This is a genomic window from Kitasatospora sp. NPDC085464, from assembly GCF_044541955.1.
In the GTDB taxonomy this organism is placed as follows: domain Bacteria; phylum Actinomycetota; class Actinomycetes; order Streptomycetales; family Streptomycetaceae; genus Kitasatospora.
Genome location: NZ_JBITTM010000002.1, coordinates 74,044 through 95,581, shown reverse-complemented (window position 1 = coordinate 95,581; position 21,538 = coordinate 74,044). Strand labels below are relative to the sequence as shown.

At 74.7% G+C, this 21,538-nt stretch carries 22 protein-coding genes; 10 read left to right on the top strand and 12 right to left on the bottom strand.

Going from position 1 to position 21,538, the window contains the following annotated elements; genetic code table 11:
- Window positions 1-91 precede the first annotated feature (91 nt).
- Window positions 92-1,768 carry an Eco57I restriction-modification methylase domain-containing protein gene (locus ACIGG8_RS02125; protein WP_396544904.1) on the top strand — a complete coding sequence of 559 codons (1,677 nt, stop codon included), beginning with the start codon at window positions 92-94 and terminating at the stop codon, window positions 1,766-1,768.
- Between the two features lie 12 nt (window positions 1,769-1,780).
- The gene (locus ACIGG8_RS02120; RefSeq protein ID WP_396544902.1) at window positions 1,781-2,551 is read left to right on the top strand and encodes a PaeR7I family type II restriction endonuclease; all 771 of its coding nucleotides are present in this window, start codon (window positions 1,781-1,783) and stop codon (window positions 2,549-2,551) included.
- A 101-nt stretch (window positions 2,552-2,652) separates the two neighbouring features.
- Here the strand turns inward: ACIGG8_RS02120 and ACIGG8_RS02115 are convergent, their stop codons facing one another.
- The 6 genes from ACIGG8_RS02115 to ACIGG8_RS02090 form a co-directional block, all read right to left on the bottom strand.
- Window positions 2,653-3,252, bottom strand: a complete 600-nt coding sequence (locus ACIGG8_RS02115; protein WP_396544900.1) for a YbaK/EbsC family protein — start codon at window positions 3,250-3,252, stop codon at window positions 2,653-2,655.
- A 295-nt stretch (window positions 3,253-3,547) separates the two neighbouring features.
- Window positions 3,548-5,161 carry an ABC transporter permease gene (locus ACIGG8_RS02110; protein ID WP_396544898.1) on the bottom strand — a complete coding sequence of 538 codons (1,614 nt, stop codon included), beginning with the start codon at window positions 5,159-5,161 and terminating at the stop codon, window positions 3,548-3,550.
- On the bottom strand, window positions 5,155-6,081 hold the full coding sequence (locus ACIGG8_RS02105; protein ID WP_396544896.1) for an ABC transporter ATP-binding protein: 927 nt from the start codon (window positions 6,079-6,081) through the stop codon (window positions 5,155-5,157). The genes ACIGG8_RS02110 and ACIGG8_RS02105 overlap by 7 nt, the downstream gene beginning before the upstream one ends.
- A gap of 126 nt (window positions 6,082-6,207) precedes the next feature.
- Complete coding sequence (locus ACIGG8_RS02100; protein WP_396544894.1) at window positions 6,208-6,792, bottom strand: TrmH family RNA methyltransferase; 585 nt, start codon at window positions 6,790-6,792, stop codon at window positions 6,208-6,210.
- The gene (locus ACIGG8_RS02095) at window positions 6,789-7,433 is read right to left on the bottom strand and encodes a methyltransferase (RefSeq protein ID WP_350519835.1); all 645 of its coding nucleotides are present in this window, start codon (window positions 7,431-7,433) and stop codon (window positions 6,789-6,791) included. The genes ACIGG8_RS02100 and ACIGG8_RS02095 overlap by 4 nt, the downstream gene beginning before the upstream one ends.
- A 164-nt stretch (window positions 7,434-7,597) precedes the next feature.
- Complete coding sequence (locus ACIGG8_RS02090) at window positions 7,598-8,065, bottom strand: carboxymuconolactone decarboxylase family protein (protein ID WP_396544891.1); 468 nt, start codon at window positions 8,063-8,065, stop codon at window positions 7,598-7,600.
- A gap of 312 nt (window positions 8,066-8,377) precedes the next feature.
- Between ACIGG8_RS02090 and ACIGG8_RS02085 the strand changes: the two genes are divergently transcribed.
- On the top strand, window positions 8,378-8,575 hold the full coding sequence (locus ACIGG8_RS02085) for a hypothetical protein (RefSeq protein WP_350519837.1): 198 nt from the start codon (window positions 8,378-8,380) through the stop codon (window positions 8,573-8,575).
- A gap of 40 nt (window positions 8,576-8,615) precedes the next feature.
- On the opposite strand, the gene ACIGG8_RS02080 is transcribed toward ACIGG8_RS02085, so the two are convergent.
- Together ACIGG8_RS02080 and ACIGG8_RS02075 are read right to left on the bottom strand one after the other, a co-directional pair.
- Window positions 8,616-11,180, bottom strand: a complete 2,565-nt coding sequence (locus ACIGG8_RS02080) for a YbhN family protein (protein ID WP_396544889.1) — start codon at window positions 11,178-11,180, stop codon at window positions 8,616-8,618.
- Between the two features lie 368 nt (window positions 11,181-11,548).
- Window positions 11,549-12,322, bottom strand: coding sequence for an SDR family oxidoreductase (locus ACIGG8_RS02075; protein ID WP_396544887.1), 774 nt, complete (start codon window positions 12,320-12,322; stop codon window positions 11,549-11,551).
- Between the two features lie 183 nt (window positions 12,323-12,505).
- Here ACIGG8_RS02075 and ACIGG8_RS02070 point away from each other — a divergent pair, with 183 nt between their 5' ends.
- The 4 genes from ACIGG8_RS02070 (at window position 12,506) to ACIGG8_RS02055 (ending at window position 15,355) form a co-directional block, all read left to right on the top strand.
- Entirely contained in the window at window positions 12,506-13,402 is an 897-nt protein-coding gene (locus tag ACIGG8_RS02070; RefSeq protein ID WP_396544885.1) for a helix-turn-helix transcriptional regulator, read from the top strand.
- 52 nt (window positions 13,403-13,454) lie between these two features.
- Window positions 13,455-13,721: a UBP-type zinc finger domain-containing protein gene (locus ACIGG8_RS02065; RefSeq protein ID WP_350519841.1), complete on the top strand. Its 267-nt coding sequence runs from the start codon at window positions 13,455-13,457 to the stop codon at window positions 13,719-13,721.
- Between the two features lie 193 nt (window positions 13,722-13,914).
- Window positions 13,915-14,187, top strand: a complete 273-nt coding sequence (locus ACIGG8_RS02060; protein WP_350519842.1) for a hypothetical protein — start codon at window positions 13,915-13,917, stop codon at window positions 14,185-14,187.
- Between the two features lie 175 nt (window positions 14,188-14,362).
- The gene (locus ACIGG8_RS02055) at window positions 14,363-15,355 is read left to right on the top strand and encodes a sigma-70 family RNA polymerase sigma factor (protein ID WP_396544883.1); all 993 of its coding nucleotides are present in this window, start codon (window positions 14,363-14,365) and stop codon (window positions 15,353-15,355) included.
- On the opposite strand, the gene ACIGG8_RS02050 is transcribed toward ACIGG8_RS02055, so the two are convergent.
- Window positions 15,248-15,652, bottom strand: coding sequence for an STAS domain-containing protein (locus ACIGG8_RS02050; protein ID WP_396544881.1), 405 nt, complete (start codon window positions 15,650-15,652; stop codon window positions 15,248-15,250). The genes ACIGG8_RS02055 and ACIGG8_RS02050 overlap by 108 nt on opposite strands.
- 98 nt (window positions 15,653-15,750) lie before the next feature.
- On the opposite strand from ACIGG8_RS02050, the gene ACIGG8_RS02045 reads away from it, so the two are divergent.
- Window positions 15,751-16,242 carry an NUDIX hydrolase gene (locus ACIGG8_RS02045; RefSeq protein WP_350519845.1) on the top strand — a complete coding sequence of 164 codons (492 nt, stop codon included), beginning with the start codon at window positions 15,751-15,753 and terminating at the stop codon, window positions 16,240-16,242.
- A gap of 88 nt (window positions 16,243-16,330) precedes the next feature.
- On the opposite strand, the gene ACIGG8_RS02040 is transcribed toward ACIGG8_RS02045, so the two are convergent.
- From ACIGG8_RS02040 to ACIGG8_RS02030, 3 genes are all read right to left on the bottom strand, one after another.
- The gene (locus ACIGG8_RS02040; protein ID WP_350519846.1) at window positions 16,331-17,089 is read right to left on the bottom strand and encodes a Clp protease N-terminal domain-containing protein; all 759 of its coding nucleotides are present in this window, start codon (window positions 17,087-17,089) and stop codon (window positions 16,331-16,333) included.
- Window positions 17,090-17,188: 99 nt separating this feature from the next.
- On the bottom strand, window positions 17,189-17,932 hold the full coding sequence (locus tag ACIGG8_RS02035) for a tyrosine-protein phosphatase (RefSeq protein ID WP_396544878.1): 744 nt from the start codon (window positions 17,930-17,932) through the stop codon (window positions 17,189-17,191).
- A gap of 129 nt (window positions 17,933-18,061) precedes the next feature.
- Window positions 18,062-18,802, bottom strand: coding sequence for a VC0807 family protein (locus ACIGG8_RS02030; RefSeq protein ID WP_396544876.1), 741 nt, complete (start codon window positions 18,800-18,802; stop codon window positions 18,062-18,064).
- Between the two features lie 582 nt (window positions 18,803-19,384).
- Between ACIGG8_RS02030 and ACIGG8_RS02025 the strand changes: the two genes are divergently transcribed.
- Window positions 19,385-20,224: an RNA polymerase sigma factor gene (locus ACIGG8_RS02025; RefSeq protein WP_396544874.1), complete on the top strand. Its 840-nt coding sequence runs from the start codon at window positions 19,385-19,387 to the stop codon at window positions 20,222-20,224.
- Window positions 20,221-21,261, top strand: a complete 1,041-nt coding sequence (locus ACIGG8_RS02020; RefSeq protein ID WP_396544872.1) for a hypothetical protein — start codon at window positions 20,221-20,223, stop codon at window positions 21,259-21,261. The genes ACIGG8_RS02025 and ACIGG8_RS02020 overlap by 4 nt, the downstream gene beginning before the upstream one ends.
- Window positions 21,262-21,538: the final 277 nt, after the last annotated feature.

Genomic DNA, 21,538 nt, shown 5'->3' with positions numbered 1-21,538 from the left:
AGTGAAGGCCCAGGTCACATAGCCCGTGACCTGGGCCTTTTGTCGTTCGTGGGCGCGCTCGGACGTGGCGGGGTCGCTGTATGGTCGAGCGGTGGCAACTCTCCCGCCCTTCGGCATCGACAAGCAGGCTCTGCCCGAGGTCCCTGAAGAGGCGGTCGAGCACGGCGAGGTGTTCACGAGGCGCTGGGTCGTCGAGCTCATCCTCGATCTGCTCGGGTACACGGCGGACAAGGACCTCGCGCGGCTGACGGTCGTCGAGCCGGCGTGCGGCGGGGGAGCGTTCCTCGGTGTGATCGCTTCCCGGATCAGCGCCTCGTGCCGGGCCCACGGTCGGTCGATCACCGATGCGGTGGGCGCCGTGCGTGCGTTCGACCTGCTCGGGCGGAACGTGGCCGAGAGCCGGGGGCTCGTCGAGCAGCGGCTCAAGGATGACGGCTGGGAGCGGGGTGACGCCCGGAAGGTCGCTTCGAGCTGGGTGAGGCAGGACGACTACCTGCTCCGGGCCGATTCCGGGCAGCGCGCGGACTTCGTCGTGGGCAATCCCCCCTACATCAGGCTGGAGGACGTCCCCGAGGGGCGGATGGACGCCTACCGCAGTGCCTGCGCCACGATGGGCGGCCGTGCCGACATCTACATCGGCTTCTACGAGGTGGCACTCCGGAGCCTGGCGCCGGGCGGCCGGCTCGGGTTCATCTGCGCGGACCGCTGGATGCGGAACCAGTACGGCCGCAAGCTCCGGCAGCTGGTGACGCGGGAGTTCAGCATGGACCTGGCGCTGGTGATGCACGACGTGGACGCTTTCCAGGAACAGGTCTCGGCCTACCCCGCGATCACGGTCGTCTCCCGCCGGGAGCAGGGCGGAGCGGTTGCCGCCGACACGACCCGGGCGTTCGGGGAGCCGGAGGCCCGCGATTTCCTCGCCTGGTACGAGGCTGAGGAGCGGGAGCCGATCGCCACGGCCGCGTACCAGGCCGCTCCGCTGCCGCACTGGTTCCCCGGCGAGGACTCCTGGCCGGCGGGCTCACCCGCGAGGCTGGCCGTTCTCGAGGACCTCAGCGACCGGTTCCGGCCGTTGGAGGACAGCGTCACGGGCACGCGCGTCGGCATCGGCATCGCCACCGGTGCGGACAAGGTCTTCATCACCGACGATCCCCAACTGGTGGAGGCGGACCGTCTCCTGCCCCTGGCCATGGTGCGGGACACCACCAGCGGCTCCATCGACTGGAGCGGCTCCCGTCTGGTCAATCCGTGGGACTCCGAGGGCCGACTCGTCGACCTCGCCGCCTATCCGAAGCTCGCTGCCCACTTCCGTCGGCACAGCGGGGTCCTGCGCAAGCGGTACGTGGCGGTCAAGCAGCCGGAGCGCTGGTACAAGACCATCGACAAGGTCGACCACGGACTGACGAGTCGGCAGAAACTCCTGTTCCCGGACATGAAACTGACCATCCATCCGGTCCTCGACAAGGGCAGGTTGTACCCTCACCACAACCTGTACTTCATCGTCTCGGACGTCTGGAACATGCGGGTGCTCGGGGGCCTGCTCCTCTCCAAGGTGGCTGAGGCGTTCGTGGAGGCGTACGCGGTCAAGATGCGTGGGGGCACGCTCCGTTTCCAGGCGCAGTACCTCCGCAGGATCCGCGTGCCGGACCCGGCGGCCATCGCCGAGGAGGACCGGACCGCCCTGGCGCGCGCCTTCGACGAGCGGGACGTGGAGGCGGCAACCGAGGCAGCGCTGCGTGTCTACGGGCTCACCGAGCTTCCCGATTAGGAGGAACCGACCTTGACGGTCAGCCGCCAGGACTTCGAGGACGCCGTCGCGGCGTACTGGGGTGTCAAGCAGGCCCAGAACGAACAGTCCGCGATCAAGGCGGCGGTCGGTGCCGGCACCGCCGGTTCCGTGCGGGGCGGCAAGCACTTCGACTCCATCGCGACCCTCCTGGCGAAGTTCTTCCTCGAAGCCGGCTACCCGCCCGGGAGCATCCGGATCGCCAAGTCCCAGGGGCTGGAACTCCCGGGCTACTACAGGCCCCAGAAGCAGTGGGACGTCGTCGTCGCGTACGAGAACACGCTGGTGGCCGCCTTCGAGCTGAAGGCCCTGGGTGGGCCGTCGTTCGGCAACAACTACAACAACCGGGTGGAGGAGGCCCTCGGCAGCGCCGTCGACCTCCGGAGGGCCGCGCTGGCCGACCTCTACCCCGGCGAGAAGCCCTGGCTCGGCTACTTCTTCATCATGCAGGACGAGGAGGGATCGAGGCGGCCGGTGAGGCCGGCCGCGGGAGCGCTCCCCGTCGAGGAGATCTGGCACGGCAAGTCCTACCAGGCACGGTTCGGCATCTTCTGCCAGCGACTGATGGTCGAGCAGCTGTACGACGCGGTCTGCTACGTCACGTCGTCCGCGACCGATCCGAAGCCGAACGAGCCGGTCGCCAGCCTGGACTGGAGGCACTTCTCCGCCGCCATCAACGCGCGGATCGGCTACCTGCAGGAGCTGGGACTGCCGAAGCCGCACTGGCCCGACAACCTGCTGTTCGGGGGCCCCGGCCGGGGCTGATCGGGTGGGGCCCAGGTCGGGGGTCGTCCGGCCTGGGCCTTTTGCGTCCGCGGGCGGGGGAGTGGGTCGGTGGGGGTGTGGGCGGCCGACGGATGGGTGGGTCAGGCGGCGATGGCGAGGATGTGGGGGTGGGCCAGGGTTCGGTAGGCGGCGGTGCACAGGGCGATCGAGCGGTCGAGTCGTGCTGCGTTGAAGTAGAGGTGGCTGTGGGTCAAGAGGTCGTGGTCCACGAGGAGTTCGAGGTCGGGGTGGAACGAGAAGGGGATGATCGAGCCGCTCGTGCAGCCGCTCAGTCGTTCGGCGGTGGTGCGGTCCGCGAAGCCGACCCGGTCGGATCCCAGGGCGTGGCCGACGGCGTCCAGGTCGACCCGGCGGTCGCCGGGCACCACGGCGAGCGCGTAGCGGCCGCCGCCGTCCTGCTTGGTTCGCTTGGCTCGGAGGACGATGGACTTGGCGGCCTGTGCCAGTGGGTGGCCGCGTAGTTCGCTGGCGAGGGCGGTGTTCCCCTCCGGCTCGTGGCAGATCGTGCGGTAGGCGGCGGGGTTGGTCGCCAGGAGGCCCAACAGTCTTCTGTAGGTCGAGAGTTCGGCGGGGTCGAAGGGGGCGGTGGGGTCGGAGCAGCCGGAGGAGTCGGAGGAGTCGGTGATCCCGGTCGGGCGTCCGCCGGTGTCCGGGCTCGTGCTGGACAGGGCAGGGGTCATGGGTGCGTCCTCACAGACGGGCATCGGGGCGTGGCGCGGCCCGTCGCCCTGCCTGCGCAGCACGACGGGCCGTCGTTCTGGGCCTTGCCTGGTGCTGTGGTGCGGTTGACGGTCCTGGGCGCGCGCGGCCCTGGCTCACCGTGTGCCGGGAGGATCGCTTCGGCGAGGGGCGGGCCTGCCAGGGCGCTCGGGTGTTCGGCGCCTCCGGGACCGGGCCATCGTACTCCGGCGCTCCGGCCCCGGTCCGGCCCCAATCTGCCGGTTGACCGGCAGCTTTGTGCACCCGCCCGGCGGCTCAGCGGGTGGCGTGGCGTATCGCGTCCACCGCGAGCACGCCCAGCGCCAGCGCGGCGGCGAGGCCGGCGACGGCTGCGGGTGCCGGGGCGCGATCCCCGGAGACGCCGAGGAAGTCCAGCCCGCCGACGTGGTTGATCATTCCGTACCAGAGCAGCGGGTAGACGGTCTGGAACAGTCGGGGGCCGCGGGTGACGGTGCCGCAGAGCATGGCCAGGGCGGGGATCAGCAGTGCGCCGGCCAGGGCGCCCGCGGCGGCGCGGGGCTCCCCGGCGCCGAACAGCCGGACGACCGATCCGACCACCGCCGCGAGTGCCGGGACGATCCCCGCGAGCAGGGCGGCCAGCCCCCGGCGGAGCGGGGACGGGCAGGCACCGAGCAGTTCGGCGGTGCTGCCGCCGTCTGCCCGGTGGCCCATCCGGGACCAGAGCAGCACCGGCCAGAGCATCGCGAACGGCAGCACCGCGTGGCTCGGACCGTCCGGTGCGACGCTCAGTGCCGCCGCGGCGATGACGGCGGCCCCGGCCCACCACCACTGCTGCCCCTGCACCAGGATCCGCAGCTCGCCGGTGAGCGCGGCGGCCACCGTGCGGCCCTGGCGGGCCGGGGTCAGCCGGGCCGGAGCCAGGGCGAAGGCGGCCGCTCCGGGCTCCGGTGCCGTGCCGGCCCGTTCGCCGTCCCGCGCCCCGCTGCGGCCCCATCCGCCCGGACGCACCCCCGTCGCGCCCGGGCGGAGCCCCGTCGGGGCCGGGCGGGCCTCCGGCCCGTCGAAGCGCCGGAACCACAGCGCCCCGAGCAGCGCGAGCCCGAGCGCCGCCGCGATCAGCAGCAGCCCCGTCGCGGCCGGCCCGCCCGCCTCGCCCGGCCTGAGACCGGGCCAGTCGAAGGTGCCGAGCACCCGGTTGTCCGCCGTCAGCCCGACCCCGAACTCCACGCCGTCGACCGGCCGTCCGCCCGCCGCGAGCACCTCCCGGATCGACGCGGTGATCCGGCGCATGCCCAGCAGGTCCAGCCCGCCGGTGGTCTGCGCGCCCAGGACGAACACCAGCCAGACCGCGAACCAGACCATCGACCCCAGCCCGCCGCGCAGCCCGGGCACGGTGTCGAAGAGCACCGCGCACCCGGCCACCGCCGCCAGCAGCGGCAGCGTGATCAGGACGTACGGCAGCAGCAGCCGCACCACGTCCACCCGGTCCGAGTCCCCCTTGAGCAGCTGCACCCCGAGGGCCGTCCCGGCCAGGGCGAGCAGCATCGAGCCGAAGAGCAGCAGGTTGCTGCCGAACTTGCCCGCCAGGTAGGCGATCCGGCCCGTCGGCGTGGCGGCGAGCAGTCGGCCCACGCCGCTCTGCTCGTCCCGGGGGATCGCCCCCCGCGCGATGCCGAAGCCCGCCAGCGAGAGCCAGACCGCGCCGCCGAGCGCGGTCACCGTTCCCACGTAGCCACTGGTGTAACGGCCGTGCAGGTCGGTCACCTGGAACACCTCCCACCGGGAGTCGCCGACCGGCGCGGCCAGCAGCCCGAGGGCGAGCGTGCCGAGCAGCACGACCAGGTACCCGGGCCGCCGCCGGCGCTCCCGGAAGTCGGCCAGCGCGAGCGCCCCGACGCGCGTCACCACGTCGCCACCTCCTCGGCCGAGGCCGAAGCCGAAGCCGAGGCCGACGCCCCGGCCGGCGCGGCGGTGAGCAGCAGGTACGCGTCCTCCAGCCGGGGCGTGACGGGCTGCGCCTCCGGTGCGGGCCGGCCCCCGGACAGCACCCGCACCCGGACGCCGTCCGGGGTGCGGGTGGTGCCGCCGAGCAGGAACCGCGAACGCAGCGACGGGAGTCGGTCGGCGGCGACGGTCAGCTCCCACACCGAGCCCTCCGCACGGCCCAGGAGCTCCTCCGGAGTGCCGTGGTGCAGCAGCCGGCCGTGCCCCATGACGGCGATCCGGTCCGCCGTGGCGGCGACGTCCGGGACGATGTGGGTGGACAGCACGACGATCCGGTCGGCGCCGAGCGCGCTCAGCAGGCTGCCGAAGCGCAGGCGCTCCTCCGGATCCAGCCCGACCGTCGGCTCGTCCACGATCAGCAGTGCCGGGTCGTTGAGCAGCGCCTGGGCGATACCGACCCGCTGGCGCATCCCGCCGGACATCGCCCCGAGCCGCTGCCCGGCCGCGCCCGACAGGTTGACCAGGTCGAGCAGTTCGTCGATCCGGGCCTTCGCGGGGCGGCGCCGCATCCCCTTGGCGGCGGCCAGGTACCCGAGGAACTCGCGGGCGGTGAGCTGCGGGTACACGCCGAAGTCCTGCGGGAGGTAGCCGACGGCACGGCGCAGCGGCCCGGGGCGGCGGGCGGTGTCGACGCCCTCCCAGAGCACCCGGCCCGAGGTGGGCCGGGTGACCGTGGCCAGGATGCGCATCAGGCTCGACTTGCCGGCGCCGTTGGCGCCGAGCAGGCCGAGCACGCCGGGCCGTAGCGTCAGCGAGAAGGAGTCCACCGCGCGCTTGCCGCCGCGGTACTCCTTGGTCAGGTCGAGGATCCGGAGTTCGGTCACGACCGGAATGCTTCCGGGCGGGGCCCGTTCGCACATCTGCCGTTCGGCAGAGATGCGCGGGGTTTCCGGGCGGAAAGGGCGGGAGGGGTGGGCCTTTCGGCACACCCCTCCCGCCGTTCACACGACTCAGTCCTCGTCGCCGCCGAAGTCGCCGAGGTCGCCCGCGAGGTCGCCGTCCGGGGTGCCGCTGATCGCGTACCCCTGTCGGCGCGCCTCGTAGCAGGCCACCGTCGCGGCCGCCGACACGTTCAGCGAGCCGACCCGGCCCAGCTGCGGCACGAACACCACCTGGTCGCAGAGCGCCAGCGCCTCGGGCGTGATCCCGCGGTCCTCGTGCCCGAGCACGAAGGCCACCGCCGGGGTCAGCTCGGCGGCGAACATCGGCACGGCCTCGTCCGCCAGCTCCAGGCCGACCACCTTGAAACCGTCGGCCTTCGCCGCCGCCACCGCCTCGGCGACGGTCGGGAAGTGCTCCACCTTCAGGTACTTGTCGGTGCCCATCGCGGCCTTCTGCGCGCCGGACGAGCGCACCGACGGGGTGTCCCCGGTCAGGTACAGCTTCTCGGCACCCATCGCCGCACCGGTCCGGACCACCGAGCCGACGTTGAACGGCGACTGCAGGTTCTCCAGGATCATCGCGAGCCGGAACGCGTTGCTGCGCCGCCAGGATCGGTGCAGTCGCTTCAGTTCGGTCCCGCGCAGCTGCTTCACGTCGTCGTCCCTCGTCCGCTCTCGGAGCCCTCGCCCGCCTCGGGGCGGGGCCGCACTTCCAGAATCCGGCTCCCGTTGACCGACGTGACCCGGCTGGTCGGGTAGCCCTGCTCGTTCAGCCACTTCTGGAGCGAGTCCGAGCCCAGGTGCTTCTGCACCACCAGGAACGCCGAGCCGTCCGGGGTCAGCCGGCCGAGCCAGTGCGTGAGCAGGCGGCGCAGCGCGGCCTTGCCGATCCGGATCGGCGGGTTGGAGTAGATGGTGGCGAAGCGGACGTCCTCGGGGACGTCGTCGGGCAGGGCGGCGTGGACGTTCCCGAGCCCCAGCGCCTCGGCGTTCAGCCGGACCAGCTCCAGGGCGCGCTCGTTGACGTCCACCGCCCAGACCGGGAGGCGCTTGCGCCGGCTCGCCCAGGTGAGCGCGATCGGACCGTACCCGCAGCCGATGTCCAGGATCGGGCCGCGCACCCGCGGCGCGGGTGCGTGCTCCAGCAGGATCCGGGTGCACGGGTCGAGCCGGCTGCGGGAGAACACCCCGGTGTCGGTGGTCAGTTCCAGGGTGAGGTCCGGCAGGGAGACCGTGATCGGCCGGCGGTCGCTGGCGACCTCGGGTGCACCGGTGAAGTAGTGCGAGCCGGACATGCTTTCCCCGTCGTTCGTATGGGCCTCGGGGCCACCGGGTGGGTGTGGGTAAGCCCTTTGTACGGCACCGATCGTACCCCTGGCGGCCTCGGCGGCGTTCCGGGCGGGCGGGTCGGCAGGCGCTGCGGCGGGCCCCGGGGCGGATCGGACCGCGGGTCCTCCGCTCAGGCGGCGCCGGGGAGGTTGCGGGTGGCCACGTTGAGGCGGTTCCAGGCGTTGATGGTGAAGCAGACCGAGATCAGCTGCGCCAGCTCGGCCTCGGCGAAGTGCTCGGCGGCCCGGGCGTACACCGCGTCCGTCACCCCGTCGCCGACCCGCGCGATCGCCTCGGCGAGCGCCAGGGCGGCCCGCTCCCGCTCGCCGTACACCCCGGCCGGGGCCTCCGGCCAGACCGGCAGCAGGTAGATCCGCTCGTCGCTCTCGCCGGCCTTGCGGGCGTCCTTGGTGTGCATGTCCAGGCAGTACGCGCACTTGTTCAGCTGCGAGGTTCGCATCTGGACGAGCTCGACCAGCGCCGGGTCCAGGCCCTCGCGGGCGGCGGCGTCCAGGGCGATCATCGCGCGGAACACCTTCGGGACGGTGCGGGCGTAGTCGAGGCGGGCGGGGGATCCGGTGGTCTCGTTCGTCGTCATGGCCACGACCCTAGGGACGGAGTGCACCCGTCATCAGGGTCATTCGGGCGCATGATCCGCGGGCCAATCAGGGGGTTCGCGCGCCGGGCCCGGGCCGCGTCCGGGCCACGTTCGCGCCGCGTCCGGGCCACGTTCGCGCCACGTCCGGGCCACGTCCGGGCCACGTCCGGGCCGCGTCCGGGCCGGGCGTCGCGCGGCCTCCGGCAACACGCCGGGGCGGACCCGGCGCTTCGCGTCGGGGCGCCGGGCGGCGGATACTTCCAGTACGCCACCCGAGCCCGTGGGAGCCTCCGAACAGTGAGGACGGACGCCATGCCGCAGGATCACGAGGAGTACCTGATCGACGAGACCGTCGAGACCGTCGAGCCGGACGAGGAGGCGCCGCAGGTCGACGAGTACGACGAGGTCGCCGAGCGCCGCGCCCTCGGCGCCGACCCGGCCACCGACGTCGCGGACGCCGCGGAGCAGTCCCGGGTGGTCCAGCTCGACGAGGACGAGTACCGGGAGTAGCCACCGGGCCGGTGGTCCCCGGGGCGGTGGCCCCCGGGGTCTACAGCGCGCGGCGGCGCTGCAGCCAGGCCATCGCGGCCCACCCCGGGAGCACCGGCAGGATCAGCGTCAGCAGCCGGTACAGCGCCACGGCCGCCAGTGCGCCGCCCTTCTCCATCGACGCGGTCTGCTGCAGCAGCGTGATCAGTGCCCCGTCCACCGCGCCGGCCCCGCCCGGGGTCGGCGCCGCGCTGCCCGCCGCGTTGCCCACCAGGAACACCACCGCGACCGAGGCGAAGGACGGCTCGCGGCCGATCGCCCGGGCGCAGCAGTAGAGGCAGGAGATCAGGCAGATCGACACCAGCAGCTGGCCGGTCACGCCCACCGCCAGGCGGGTCGGGCTGCGCAGCAGGTCCAGCAGTCGGGGCAGCACCTCGGTCGTCAGCGGTCGCAGCCGCGCGGCCAGCCACCGCCGGGCCACCGGGATCGCCGACACCACCGCCAGCAGGGCCGCGGCGCCCGCCAGTCCGCCCACCACCGCGGGCAGCGCGTCCAGCTCGGAGCCGCCCGGCTGCAGGTCCAGCAGGTAGACGAAGGCGCCCAGCTGCAGGAGGTGCAGCACGAGCCCGATCATCGTCCCCACGCCGACGCTGGACAGCGCCTGCGCCGTCGGGATGCCCGCCTTCTGCAGCAGCCGGGTGTTCAGCGCCACCCCGCCGACCCCGCCGGGTGACACCAGCTTCACGAACGACCCGGCCACCTGCGCCAGCACCGCGTTGCGGAAGTCCAGGCGCTCCGGCACGAAGCCGACGAAGCCCATCGCCGCCGTGACGTGGCTGGTCGCCGCTGCCGCCAGTGCCAGGAGCAGCCACCACGGATCGGCGTCGGCCAGGGCGGAGACCGGATTGTCCTCCGCCGCGAACAGCTGCGGGATGAGCAGCCACCCGGCCACCACGCCGCCCACGACGGCCAGCAGCGTCCGCGGCCGCAGCCGCTCCAGGCGCACCGGCCGGCCCACCACCTGCGGGCGTGCCCGCAGCACCTCGGCCCGGATCTCCTCCAGCAGCCCACCGGGCGCGGGGGCGTGCTCGGCCTGCGCGCCGTCGCTGCCGGAGCCGGCGGTCGGGTGGCCGGGGCCGGCGGCCGGGGCGGTGGACGTGGTGGCGGATGTGGCGGTGAGTGTGGCGGTGACGGTCTTCGCACGGTTGCCGGCGCTGGGGCGGGAGCCCGCGCCGGCGGGTGACGGCTCCGGGTGGGCCGGGGCCGGTTCGGCGGGCTTCCCGTGGCGTTTGAGGGCGCGGCGGGTGGTGTGGGTGAGCGCCATGGGTTGGAGGAGGGGGAGGACGGCGTCGATCGGGTCGGGGCCGAGGACGGCGGTGGCGGTGCGGACCGAGCGGGCGGCGCCGGTGCGCAGGGCGAGCGTGGTGAGGAGCTGGGCGACGTCGCAGCGCAGCACGAGTTCGGTGGCGGCGATGTCGCCGTCGGCGAAGTCGACCAGGTGCACCGCGCCCGAGCCGTCCACCAGCAGGGAGGAGGGGACGAGGGCGCGGTGGGCGATCTCGCGGCGCTGGAGGAGGGCGAGCTGGCCCCAGGCGTCGACGAGCAGCTCGTCGGTGATCTCCTCGTCGGCGAGCTGGTCCAGGGTGCGGCCGTCCAGCCGCTCGTACGCGATGAGGGCGGTGTCCTGGCCGAGGCCGGCGGTGGCGGCGATGTCGCGGGTGCGGACGCCGGCCGCCAGGGCCGCGTACGTGACCAGGGCCTCGTGCTCCAGCCCGGTGCGCGGGGAGCGCAGGGCCCGGGGGTCGGGGGCGGTGCGCAGGCGCAGCCGGCGCCAGGCCCGCTGGACGGCGGCGGCGGTGACTGCCTGCCGGTCGAGGAGCTGGACGTCGAGGTCGGGGCGGCCGTCGGTCTGCCGGACCCGGTAGCGGTCGGGCCCGGTCGGCTGGGCCTCGACCGGGCGCAGGCCGCTCTCGCGCAGGGCGCGCAGGATCTCGCCGGGCCGGGGGCAGGGGTCGGGGCTGCCGACCGCGTACAGGGTGCCGTGGGCGCCGGTCCAGCCGATGAGCAGGCCGAGCAGCAGCGCGGTGGGGGTGGCGAAGCCGCAGGCGAGTCCGGCGAGGCCGGAGAGGGCGAGGACGGTCCAGGGCAGGCGGCGTTCGCGGCTGCCGGAGGCGGTCATGAAGGCGAGGACAGGGGCGAGGTAGCCGTAGACCGGCTCGGTGCGCCCGAGGACGTTGCCGGGCAGCGGCTGGGTGAGCGCGGTGAGCAGCGAGTGCGGGGCGAGGCTGTCGGCCCACAGGTCCACGCCGAGGGTGGCGCCGTACGCGAGGACGGCGGCGAGCAGTCCGTCGGAGACCTGCTGGAGGGCCCGCCGCCGGTCGGGGCCGAACAGGCGCCGGACGGCGAGGCCGACCGGCAGCAGCAGGACGGCGGCGGTGGTGAGACCGCCGGCCAGGCCCGCCAGCGGTCGCGGCACCAGGCCGGCGGCCTCGGCGACGTCGGCGGCGATGCCGCCGGTGGTGGCGCGGGCGTAGTCGGCGAGCAGCAGGGTCAGCGCGATGGCGAGCAGGCCGCCGAGCAGCCGGATCAGGGCGACGGGTTGCCGCAGCCGACCGGTGGCGGGCATCGTCCGGGCCAGGAACCGGGCCGGTCCGGGCTGCCCGGGTATGCCGTCGGCACCCCTCGCGCCGGTGCCACTCGCGCCGGTGCCACTCGCGCCGGCACCTCTCGCGTCGGCGCCTCTCGGGCCACTGCCCGGAGCGCCACCGCTCGCAGCGCCACCGCCCGCCTTGCCACCACCTGCAGCGCCACCACCTGCAGCGCCACTGCCCGCAGCCCGGCTGTCCGGCGCCCCCGCGCCGCCGTTGCGCTGCGCAGGCACACCTCCGGTGTCGCCACCGTCGGTGTCGCCGTTCGTTCTCCCCGTCACGATCGCCACGGGTGGCATGCTCCCATGCCACCCGTGGACGCGGAGCGGGGACGCCGGTGGGCCGGTCACGCCTGCCGGGTCGGCAGCACGACCAGGTGGCGCAGGTTGACGTGCCGGGGGCGGCTGACGGTGTACGCGACGAGGTCGGCGATGTCCTCGGCCGCGAGCGCCGGGATGGCGGCGAACATGCCGCCGAGCTGGTCGCGCAGCACCGGGTTGTCGATGTGCCCGCCGAGTTCGGTGTCGGTCAGGCCGGGCTCGACGGCGCTGACCCGGACGTCGCGCGGCCCGAGCTCGCTGCGCAGGGCGGCCGACAGCTGGGTGAGCGCGGCCTTGGTGGCGCCGTACACGGCGTAGTCGGGGAAGACCACGTGCGAGGCGATCGAGGAGACGTTGACCAGGTCGGCGGTGCGGCCCTCGGCGGCGGCCGCGGTGAGGTCGGCGGTGAAGGCGCGGACGATCCGCAGCGCGCCGGTGAGGTTGGTGTCGACCATGCGGGTCCACTCGTCGATCCGGCCGTCGGCCAGGGGGTTGGGCAGCATCACCCCGGCGTTGTTGACCACCAGGTCGACCTGCCCGTAGGCGTCGTGGACGGCCTTCGCGGCGGCGTCCACGGAGGCCTGGTCGGTGATGTCGGCGGTGACGGCGAGCGCCTGGCCGCCCGCCGCGGCGATCTCGGCGGCGAGGGCGTCCAGACGCTCGGTGCGGCGGGCGAGCAGGGCGACCCGGGCGCCCTGGGCGGCGAGCGTCCGGGCGGTGGCGGCGCCCATGCCGCTGGCGGCTCCGGTGACGACGGCGGTGCGAGCGGCGAGGGGGGCGGTGAGGGGAGCGAGGCTCATCGGGGGCTCCGGATTCCTGGTGCGGTCGGGCTGACGCCGACCACTCTGCGCGGACCGTGACGGCCGACCCAGGGCCGTGTGCTTCCCGGGTACCGCCGTCCTGGGAACTCCCTTCCGGGGACGGCCTTTCCTGGGAACGGCAGTACCACCCTCGCTCCGCCGCACGCGACTAACCTGCCGGGCATGGAGAACACCTTGGGGGACTTCCTCCGTTCGCGCCGGGCCCGGATCCTGCCCGAGGAGGTCGGCCTGCCCTCGCACGGCCGCCGCCGGGTGCAGGGCCTGCGCCGGGAGGAGGTGGCGCAGCTCGCGGGCGTCAGCGTGGACTACTACGTCCGGCTGGAGCAGGGCCGGGGCGGCAGCGCCTCGGACGCGGTGCTGGACGCGGTGGCCCGGGTGCTGCGGCTGGACGAGGTGGAGACGGCGCACCTGCGCTCGCTCGCCCGACCGCCCAAGGCCCCGGCCGGGACGGCAGCCGGCCGGGGACGGGCGCGGCAGCAGGTCCGGCCGGGGACGAGGCTGATGCTGGACCTGATGACCGAGGTCCCCGCCTTCGTCCTGGGCCGCCGGATGGAGGTCCTGGCGTGGAACGCGCTGGGCGAGGCGGTGAACGGTTTCTCCACGCGTCCGGACGGCGGCGCGGACGGCCCGCCCAACCAGGCCCGGCACGCCTTCCTCGACCCGGCGGCCCGGGAGTACTACCGGCAGTGGGACGCGGTCGCCGCGGAGACCGTCTCCTACCTGCGCCGGGACGCCGGACTGCACCCCGACGACCCGGTGCTGAGCGCGCTGGTCGGCGAACTGTCGGTGCGCAGCGAGGAGTTCGGCCGACTCTGGGCGGACCACCTGGTCCGGGAGAAGACCCACGGCGTCAAGCTGGTCCGGCACCCGCTGGTCGGCGACCTGGACTTCGGCTACGAGACCCTGGGCGTCAACGGTTCGCCGGACCAACTGCTGGTCGTCTACACCGCCCCGGTGGGGTCGCCGACCGCGCAGAAGCTGGCCCTGCTGGCGAGTTGGACGGCCCCGGCCGGGGTGTCCGAGGCGGCCGGCCCCTCCGGGGTGTCGGAGGCGTCCTGAGCGGCCCGTCCCTGAGCGGGCGGAGCGGCCCCGAGCGGCTTAGCCTGCACTCATGAGTGCCTGCGAAGACCTCGCTCTGGCCCCTCAGGACATCGAGCCGCTCCCGCCCGCCGGCGGCTGCGCCGAGTGCCTGGCGCAGGGCCGCAGGGACTGGGTGCACCTGCGGATCTGCCTGGACTGCGGCCACGTCGGGTGCTGCGACTTCTCGCCGCAACGGCACGCCGCCGCGCACTTCCACAACACCTCCCACCCGGTGATCCGCTCGTACGAGCCGGGGGAGGACTGGCGCTGGTGCTTCGTCCACGAGGTCATGGGCTGAGGGAGACCGTGGGTCGGGGGAGGCCGTGGGTCGGGGGAGGCCGTGGGCCGGGGCGGGCCCTCGCACGGGTCGCGGGCTGCGGGCCGCCCCCGGTGGCACGGGCGCGCAAGCCGGATAAAATCCGGACATAGCGACCGCGCGGCCCCTCCGGTCGACAGCCGTCCGGCCGGTGACCGCCGAAGGGAGGCCGACGATGACCAAGCGAGCCCCGGGCAGCACCGCCCAGCTCCGTCAGGGCACCCAGGAACTGCTCGAACGCCGCGGCATGGCGAGCCCACCCACCCGGATCGCGCCGAAGCTGCGCACCGGTGCGACGTCCGCGGCCGGCACCGGCTACGGCAGCGGCGACGCGTTCCGCCACGGTGGGCGCGACGCGCCGACCACCGCCGTCCACGCCGCCCCCGCGATGCACGGCGAGCTCAAGGGCCACCGGCACCGCGGCGCGGAGAAGCACTCCGCGCACTGAGCGGCCGCCCGGCGCGCCGTTCCGCCGAGGGGCGGGTGCCGGGCCGTCGGCGCCCGCCCCTGATGCGCGGTCAGGGGCGTTGCGGGGGCGGCCGGAGCGCGGCGGACCGGACTGTCGGTGCCCTGCGCTAGGTTCGTCCCGTTCAGTACGCACGGCAGGACGACGGGGGCACACCATGGCCGACGTGATCACGGAGGAGCCGGTCGAGCTCCAGCTGGAGCGGTACCGGACCGAACTCACCGGCTACTGCTACCGCATGCTCGGCTCGGTCTTCGAGGCCGAGGACGCGGTGCAGGAGACCATGGTCCGGGCCTGGCGCGGGCACCGGGGCTTCGAGGGCCGGGCGGCGCTGCGCTCCTGGCTGTACCGCATCGCCACCAACGTCTGCCTGGACGCGTTGAACGGCCGCAACGCCAGGGCCCGTCCGATGGACCTGGCGGGCCCGGTCACGGTGGCCGCGGCGCACGGCACGCAGCTGCCCGAGGTGACGTGGATCGGCCCCGCCCCGGACGGCCGGGTGCTGCCCGAGACGGGGGACCCGGCCGAGGTGGCCGCCCAGCGCGAATCGGTGAAGCTGGCCTTCGTGGCCGTGCTGCAGCGGCTCGCGCCCCGGCAGCGCGCGGTGCTGATCCTGCGCGAGGTGCTCGGCTGGAAGGCCGCCGAGGTGGCCGAACTCCTCGGCGTCACGGTGGCCTCGGTCAACAGCGCACTGCAGCGGGCCCGTGCGGTGCTCGCCTCGGACGCCCCGGCCGCCCGGCCCGCCCCCGCGCTGGACGAGGACCACCGCGCGCTGCTGGACCGCTACGTCCGCGCCTTCGAGGCCTACGACATGGACGGCCTGGCCGCGCTGCTGCACGAGGACGTCACGCTCAACATGCCGCCGTTCGCGATGTGGCTGCAGGGGCAGGACGAGATCAGGGCCTGGATGCTGGGCCCCGGGAACGGTTGCCGCGGCTCCCGGCTGCTCCCGGTCACGGCCAACGGCGGGCCGGCCTTCGCCCAGTACCGGCCGAGCCCGGCGGGCGGGCACGAGCCGTGGGCGCTGATCGTGCCGGAGGTGTCAGGGGGCCGGATCACCGGGTTCACCAACTTCCTGGACACCGACGTGCTCTTCCCGCTGTTCGGCATGCCGCCCCGGCTGGACGCCGAGGAGGGCGACACCGAGTAGTCCGGCGGGGTCGCGTAGTCCGTCCGGGTCGAGCGGATCGGTCGGGCCGAGCGGATCGGCCGCGTCCGGCAGCAGCGCCGTGAGCCCGCTGAAGGCGAGCAGTTCGCGCAGCTGGCCGCTCGCGTTCAGCAGCACCACGCCCACCCCGTGCCGGGCGGCGGCGAGCCTCAGCCTGGCGAGCGCGTCGACGACGGCGAGGTCGGGGGCGCTCAGCGCGCCCAGGTCGCAGGTCAGTACGGTCGCGGCGGGTGTGGGGCCGGGTGTCGTGCCGGGTGTCGTCCCGGTGGCGGTCGTCATGCGGGTTGGACCGGCGTGAGGGCGCCGACTCATCGGTCCGGCCCGAAATCCGGTGGCAGAGTGGGGTCGTCGAACCCACGCGCCCCAGGAGGACCACCGTGACGACAGAGCCCTTGAAGTCCCGCGAGGAATGGCTGGCGTCCCTGCCCAGGATCTACGCGGCGGCGGGCTGCCTGCTGCGGGACGAGTCCGGCCGGGTCCTGATCGTGAAGGCCGGGTACCGCGAGCACTGGCAGTTCCCGGGCGGCACGATCGACCTCGGCGAGGGCCCGGTCGAGTGCGCCGTACGGGAGTTGGAGGAGGAGACCGGGATCGTCGGGGAGGCCGGCGAGCTGCTGGCCATCTCCTGGACCCACCCGTCGGGCGAACTCGACCACCCCGCCGAGCACTTCATGTTCGACTTCGGCACCGTCCCGGACGGCACCCCCGTGACCGTCCCGGCCGGTGAGCTGGACGACCACCGCTGGGCCCCGGTCGAGGAGGCGTTGGAGCTGCTCGGCCCCGCCCGCTCGGCCCGGCTGCGGGCGGCCCTGGAGGCGGCCGAGGACGGCCGGGTCCGGATCGTCACCACCAACGTCTCCGGTTTCTGATCCGATCCGGTTTCCGGCCGGATCCGGTTTTCGGGAGGAAGTGCCGCGCCCCGGTCGGGAGTTCCGTCCGGGGCGCGGCGCCGGGTCCTCAGCCCTGCTGCTCGGACTCGGTGTTCCGGGCGGCGACGAGGGCGGCGATGGCCTCCGAGACGAAGGTCTCCGCCTCGGACTTGTCCACGTCGAGCGAGGTGAGGACGTCCTGCCCGTTGTCCTGCTCCAGCAGTGCCAGCAGGACGTGCTCGGTGCCGACGTAGTTGTGGCCGAGCCTGAGCGCCTCGCGGAAGGTCAGCTCCAGCACCTTCTTGCTCCCCGCGTCGAACGGGATCAGTGCGGGCAGCTCGTCGGCGGCGGCCGGCAGGGCGGCGGTGGCCGCCGCCCGCAGGGCCTCGGAGGTGACGCCCTGGGCGGCGAGCGCCTTCATCCCGATGCCCTCGGGCTCAGCGAGCAGGCCGAGCAGAAGGTGGGCCGTGGTGATCTCGGCGTTGGCCGCCTTCCGGGCCTCCTCCTGGGAGGCGACCACGACGCTGCGGGCCCGGGGGGTGAAGCGACTGAAGCCCTGACTGGGGTCGAGGTCGTTGGGGGTGGCCGGGTCCTTGGGGACGAAGCGCTTCTGGGCGGCCTGCTTGCTGACGCCCATGCTGCGGCCGATGTCGGTCCAGGAGGCGCCGGAGCGGCGGGCCTGGTCGACGAAGTGGCCGATCAGGTGGTCGGCGAGTTCGCCGAGGTGGTCCGCGGCGATGACCGCGTCGGAGAGCTGGTCCAGCGCGTCGGTGTGGACCTGCTTGATCGCCGCGATCAGGTCGTCGAGGCGCAGCGGAGTGGTGTTGGGAACAACGGGATTCTCCATGCGTCAACCGTAGGTTGTCGACCCGGAGGCCGTCAACCATCGGTTGACGATTGTCGTGGAGTTCCCGGCGGTCCGCTCGGGCGGCGTCCGGCGACCGTCCTAGGCGGCGGGCAGCAGCCGGCCGCGAGCGGCGGCGATCCGGGCGGGCGTGACGCCCGCGGCGAGCAGGTAGCCGGCCGGGTCGAACCCGTCGAGTGCGGCCTCCAGGGCGGCCTCGGCGGTGGTCCCGGCCTCGGCGAGCACCGCGTCGATCCTGCGGTACGGGTCGGGCAGGCCCAGCATCCCGTACAGCGGGCGGACGTTGGGGGCGCTCTGCAGGTAGTCCTCGGCGATCGCGGCCCGGTCGACCCCAGCCAGGGCGAGCAGCAGCAGGGCGGCGAGGCCGGTGCGGTCACGGCCGGCGCCGCAGTGCACGACCACGCCTCCGGGGCGGGCGCCGGCGATCGCGGCGATCAGCGCGGCGGCGGCGTGCGGGCAGTGGTCCAGGTACGGGCGGAGCGCGAGCGGGGTGCCGTCCAGCCGGCCGTGGGCCTCCCACCAGGCGGGGCCGGCGAGCTCGTCCAGCGGGACGCGGACCAGGTCGACGCCGTCGGGGAGCGGGAGGAGCGGCTTGTACTCCTCGGTGTTGCGCAGGTCGATCACGGTGCGGACGCCGTGGTCGAGGAGGGCGTCCCAGCCCTCGGCGGTGAGGCGGTCCAGGTTGTCCGCCCGGACGATCGCGCGGCGGGCGGTGAGCCGGCCGGAGGCGGTGGGCAGCCCGCCCAGGTCGCGGACGTTCAGGCAGCCGTCCCAGACGAGGGTGCGGTCCTCGATGGTGGTCAGCGCGTCCGTCGTCCGGTGCATGGGGCTCCCCGTTTCCTCGCCGGGGGTCCCGTTACCCCCTCGTTATGTAAGGACTCCCGGGAGATCCGGATGGTTCCTGGCCGTTCGAGCGCCCGGAACCGTTTGTTCACGTGCCGGCCGGGGCTGTGCTCAGGCGGCGGTCGGGGTCTCGGCCTCGGCGCCGACCAGCTTCTCCATCGGCTCGACGGCGATCCGGCCGAGCATCGAACCGGCCACGATCGCGCCGATCAGGAACACGGTGGACAGCCAGGCCATGGTCGACACCGGCAGGGTGAAGGCGCCGACCACCCGGGCCACGCACTCGGCCAGCAGGGCGGTGCCCCAGATGCCCGAGAACAGGCGCTCATGGCGGCGGAAGGACCGCGACGCGGCCGCCCGGCCCTCGGCCAGCCGCTGCCAGGCGGCGGCGCGGTCCCGCTTGCCCTTGGTGACGAAGGGCATCAGCATCGGGCTCATCACCGGCCTGCCGATCAGCGCGGAGACCAGGATCGCGAGCGCCACGGTGCCGCTCAGTCCGCCGTCCTTGGCGATCATCAGCCGGGCGTCGCCGGTGACGAAGGTCAGTGCCAGGCCCGCCAGGTTGACGGTCAGCATCAGCGTGGCCCACAGGTTGAGCTTGCGCTCGCGCAGCAGGCCGACGACGGTGCGGGCGGCCGGGAAGGCGCTGCTCCAGGCCAGTGCGGCGAACTCGCTCAGGCCGCAGGCCGAGTGCAGCAGGTAGTAGCCGGCCAGCGGTGCGGCGACGTCGAGCGCCAGCGGACGGAGGCCGGAGGCCAGCGGGTTGGGGGCCTTGGCGTGGGCGGCGCCAGCGGTGGCGGCCTGCGCGGGAGCGGCGACGGTGACGGCGGCGGCGCTGACGGTCTGGCTCACGGTGGGTTCCTCCCCGGCTGGTGGCCGCGGGCTGCTGCCCGCGTCGTGCCTCCAGTCTTTCCGTCCGACCCTCCGCCGGAGCAGTGCCGTCCGTTGCGGGATCCGCATGACAGTTGTCATGGCGCCCGCCGTGACACCCCGCCCCACCTGCGGTTTTCCGGCCGACCCCCGGGGGAGGTCCACTGCTCGTGGCGCACGGGGCCGGGCGGCGGACGGTGTCGAACCGCTCGTCCCCGGCGGCCAGGGCGGCGGCCGTCGGGTCGGCAGCGGCGGACCGGACCGGGCTGGGAGCGAAGGCGGGCGGCACCCGGCCGGCGGCGGGGAGCGTCGGATCCAGGCGGGCGGACCCCGGCGGGCAGGGCGCTGCGGGCGGGTCGCAGCACGCGGGGGCGCGTGGCCGGACCGGGCTTCCGGCGTCCCGCCCCCGGCCGAGGCGGCGGCCCGGACTGATTCGTCCACGGACGGCACGGTCAGGGCATGCCCACAGGGGCTGCGGACGAGGGGCGGCAGCACGCGGGAGCCCGGCCCCGGGGTGGTCCGGTCCTTCGGTCGGAGCCGACCTGATCGTCCGAATGGCGCATCATGTGGCGGGTGCAGAGTGCAGAGCGCCCCGGAGCGGGCACCGGCAGCCACGTCGGCCGGTCCGGACCAGTACCGACCACCGGCCCACCCCCGGGACCGGTCGCCGCTCCCGTCGATCTGACCGAGGCGGTCCGAGCCGCGCAGGGCGGGGACGAGGAGGCGTTCCGGCTGCTGTTCCGGACCGTCCAGCCCGGCCTGCTGCGCTACCTGCGGGTGCTGGTCGGCGGCCGGCCGGAGGACATGCAGGACGCCGAGGACATCGCCTCGGAGGCCTGGCTGCAGATCGCCCGCGACCTGCGCGGCTTCTCCGGCGACGGGGACGGCTTCCGCGGCTGGGCCGCGACGATCGCCCGCCACCGGGCGCTCGACCACCTGCGCGCCCGCCGCCGCCGTCCGGTCGCCGACCTGCCCTTCGAGTACCTCGTCGAGCTGGCGGCCGGGGACGACACCGCGGGCGCCGCGCTGGCCACGGTCGGCACCGCCGACGCGCTGGCACTGATCTCCCGGCTGCCGCGCGACCAGGCCGAGGCGGTCCTGCTGCGGGTGGTCATGGAGCTGGATGCGGAGAGCGCCGCCCGGGTGCTCGGCAAGCGGGCCGGCAGCGTCCGGATGGCCGCCCACCGGGGGCTGCGCCGGCTGGCCAAGCTGCTGGAGCAGCCCTTCGCGTCCGGGGGCGGGATCCCGGCCGCGCGGCCGGGGGGCCGGGATCCGGCCCCCGGCGGGACCGCCGGAGGGAGCGTCGGGAAGGCCTCCGGACAACCCGCGGGGAAACCGCCGAAAAAGATTTCTCCGCAGGGTGTGACAGAACGCCGGGCCGCGACGCTGAAGGACATGAGATGAGCACCAACCGATCCCGTCGGATCGACCGTGATACCGCCGAGCAGCTGCTCGGCGGTGCCGTGGCCGCCCCGTCGGCCGGGCAGGGCGCCTCGCTCACCGGACCGGACGGAGGTCCCGGGCAGCTCGCCCGGGTGCTCGCCGCGGCCGCCGCTCCCGCGACGGTCGGCGAACTGGCCGGGGAGGAGGCCGCGCTGGCCGCGTTCCGGGAGGCGAGTCTCACGCCCGCACCCGTAGTGACCCCCGTCCGGAGACGATCGATGGCAACCGCCGCGCTGGCCAGGGCCTTCAGCACGAAGGCCGCTGCCGTCGTGCTCGGCGCCACCGCGCTGTGCGGGGTCGCGGTCGCCGCCGGCACCGGCAACCTGTCGTCCGCGCTGGGCGGCGGACTCGCCGAGCCGGAGCACACGCTCGGGGCCCAGGGCGCCTCCGGCAGCTCGCCGGGCGCGTCGGCCGCCGGTTCGCACGGCGCTGCCCCGTTCGCCCCGGGGTCCGGGTCGGCCCGTCCGTCCGGTGGTGCCTCCGCGGGCCCGCAGATGGTCGCCCCGTCCGGCAGCCCGACCCCCGGCACCCCGTCGGCCGAGGGTCGCGGCGACCGTCCCGTCGTCCCGCCCGCGCTGCTCGGCCTGTGCCGGAGCTTCGCCGACCGGACGGCCAAGGGCGAGCGCCAGGCCCGGCTGGTCACCGATCCGGTCTACGGCCCGCTGGTCGCGGCGGCCGGGGGCGCGGACCGGGTGGCGGACTTCTGCGCCGGCGCCGCCGGCGCGGGGGACGACGACCACCAGGGCACCGGCGCGCAGCCGCGCGACCCCGCCAGGACCGGTGCCGCGCCCGGCACCGGCCCCGGCAAGGGCAACACCGACGGCAGGAACGGCGGAGGCGGCAACGCCAACGGCGGCAGCAACGGTGAGGACACCGGCGGCGTCGTCAAGCCCGGCAAGGGCGGGGTGCCCGTACCGGCCGTGCCCGCCACACCCCTGGTACCCGACGTCCGGGCGAGCAAGCCCGGTCACGCCGACGACCAGAACACCGAGAGGTAACCCCGAGAACTCCGGGTGAGCGGCGAGCGACTCCCCCCGGGCTCGCCGCCCACCCGGATCGCACCACCCGCGGGACGCACCACCACCCGCGGGACAGCAGGAAGCAGTACCACCCGAAGACCCCGGGTGGCCGGTCGGCTCCCCCGTGCCCACCGTCCACCCGGCCGGCCCCGGCCGGACCGGCAAGGCGTCACCCCGGACGCGCCGCCGGCCCGGCCGGCCCGGAAACGTGCGGCCCGCCCTCCCGCAGTCAGGGCGGGCCGCACCCCCGCGCCGG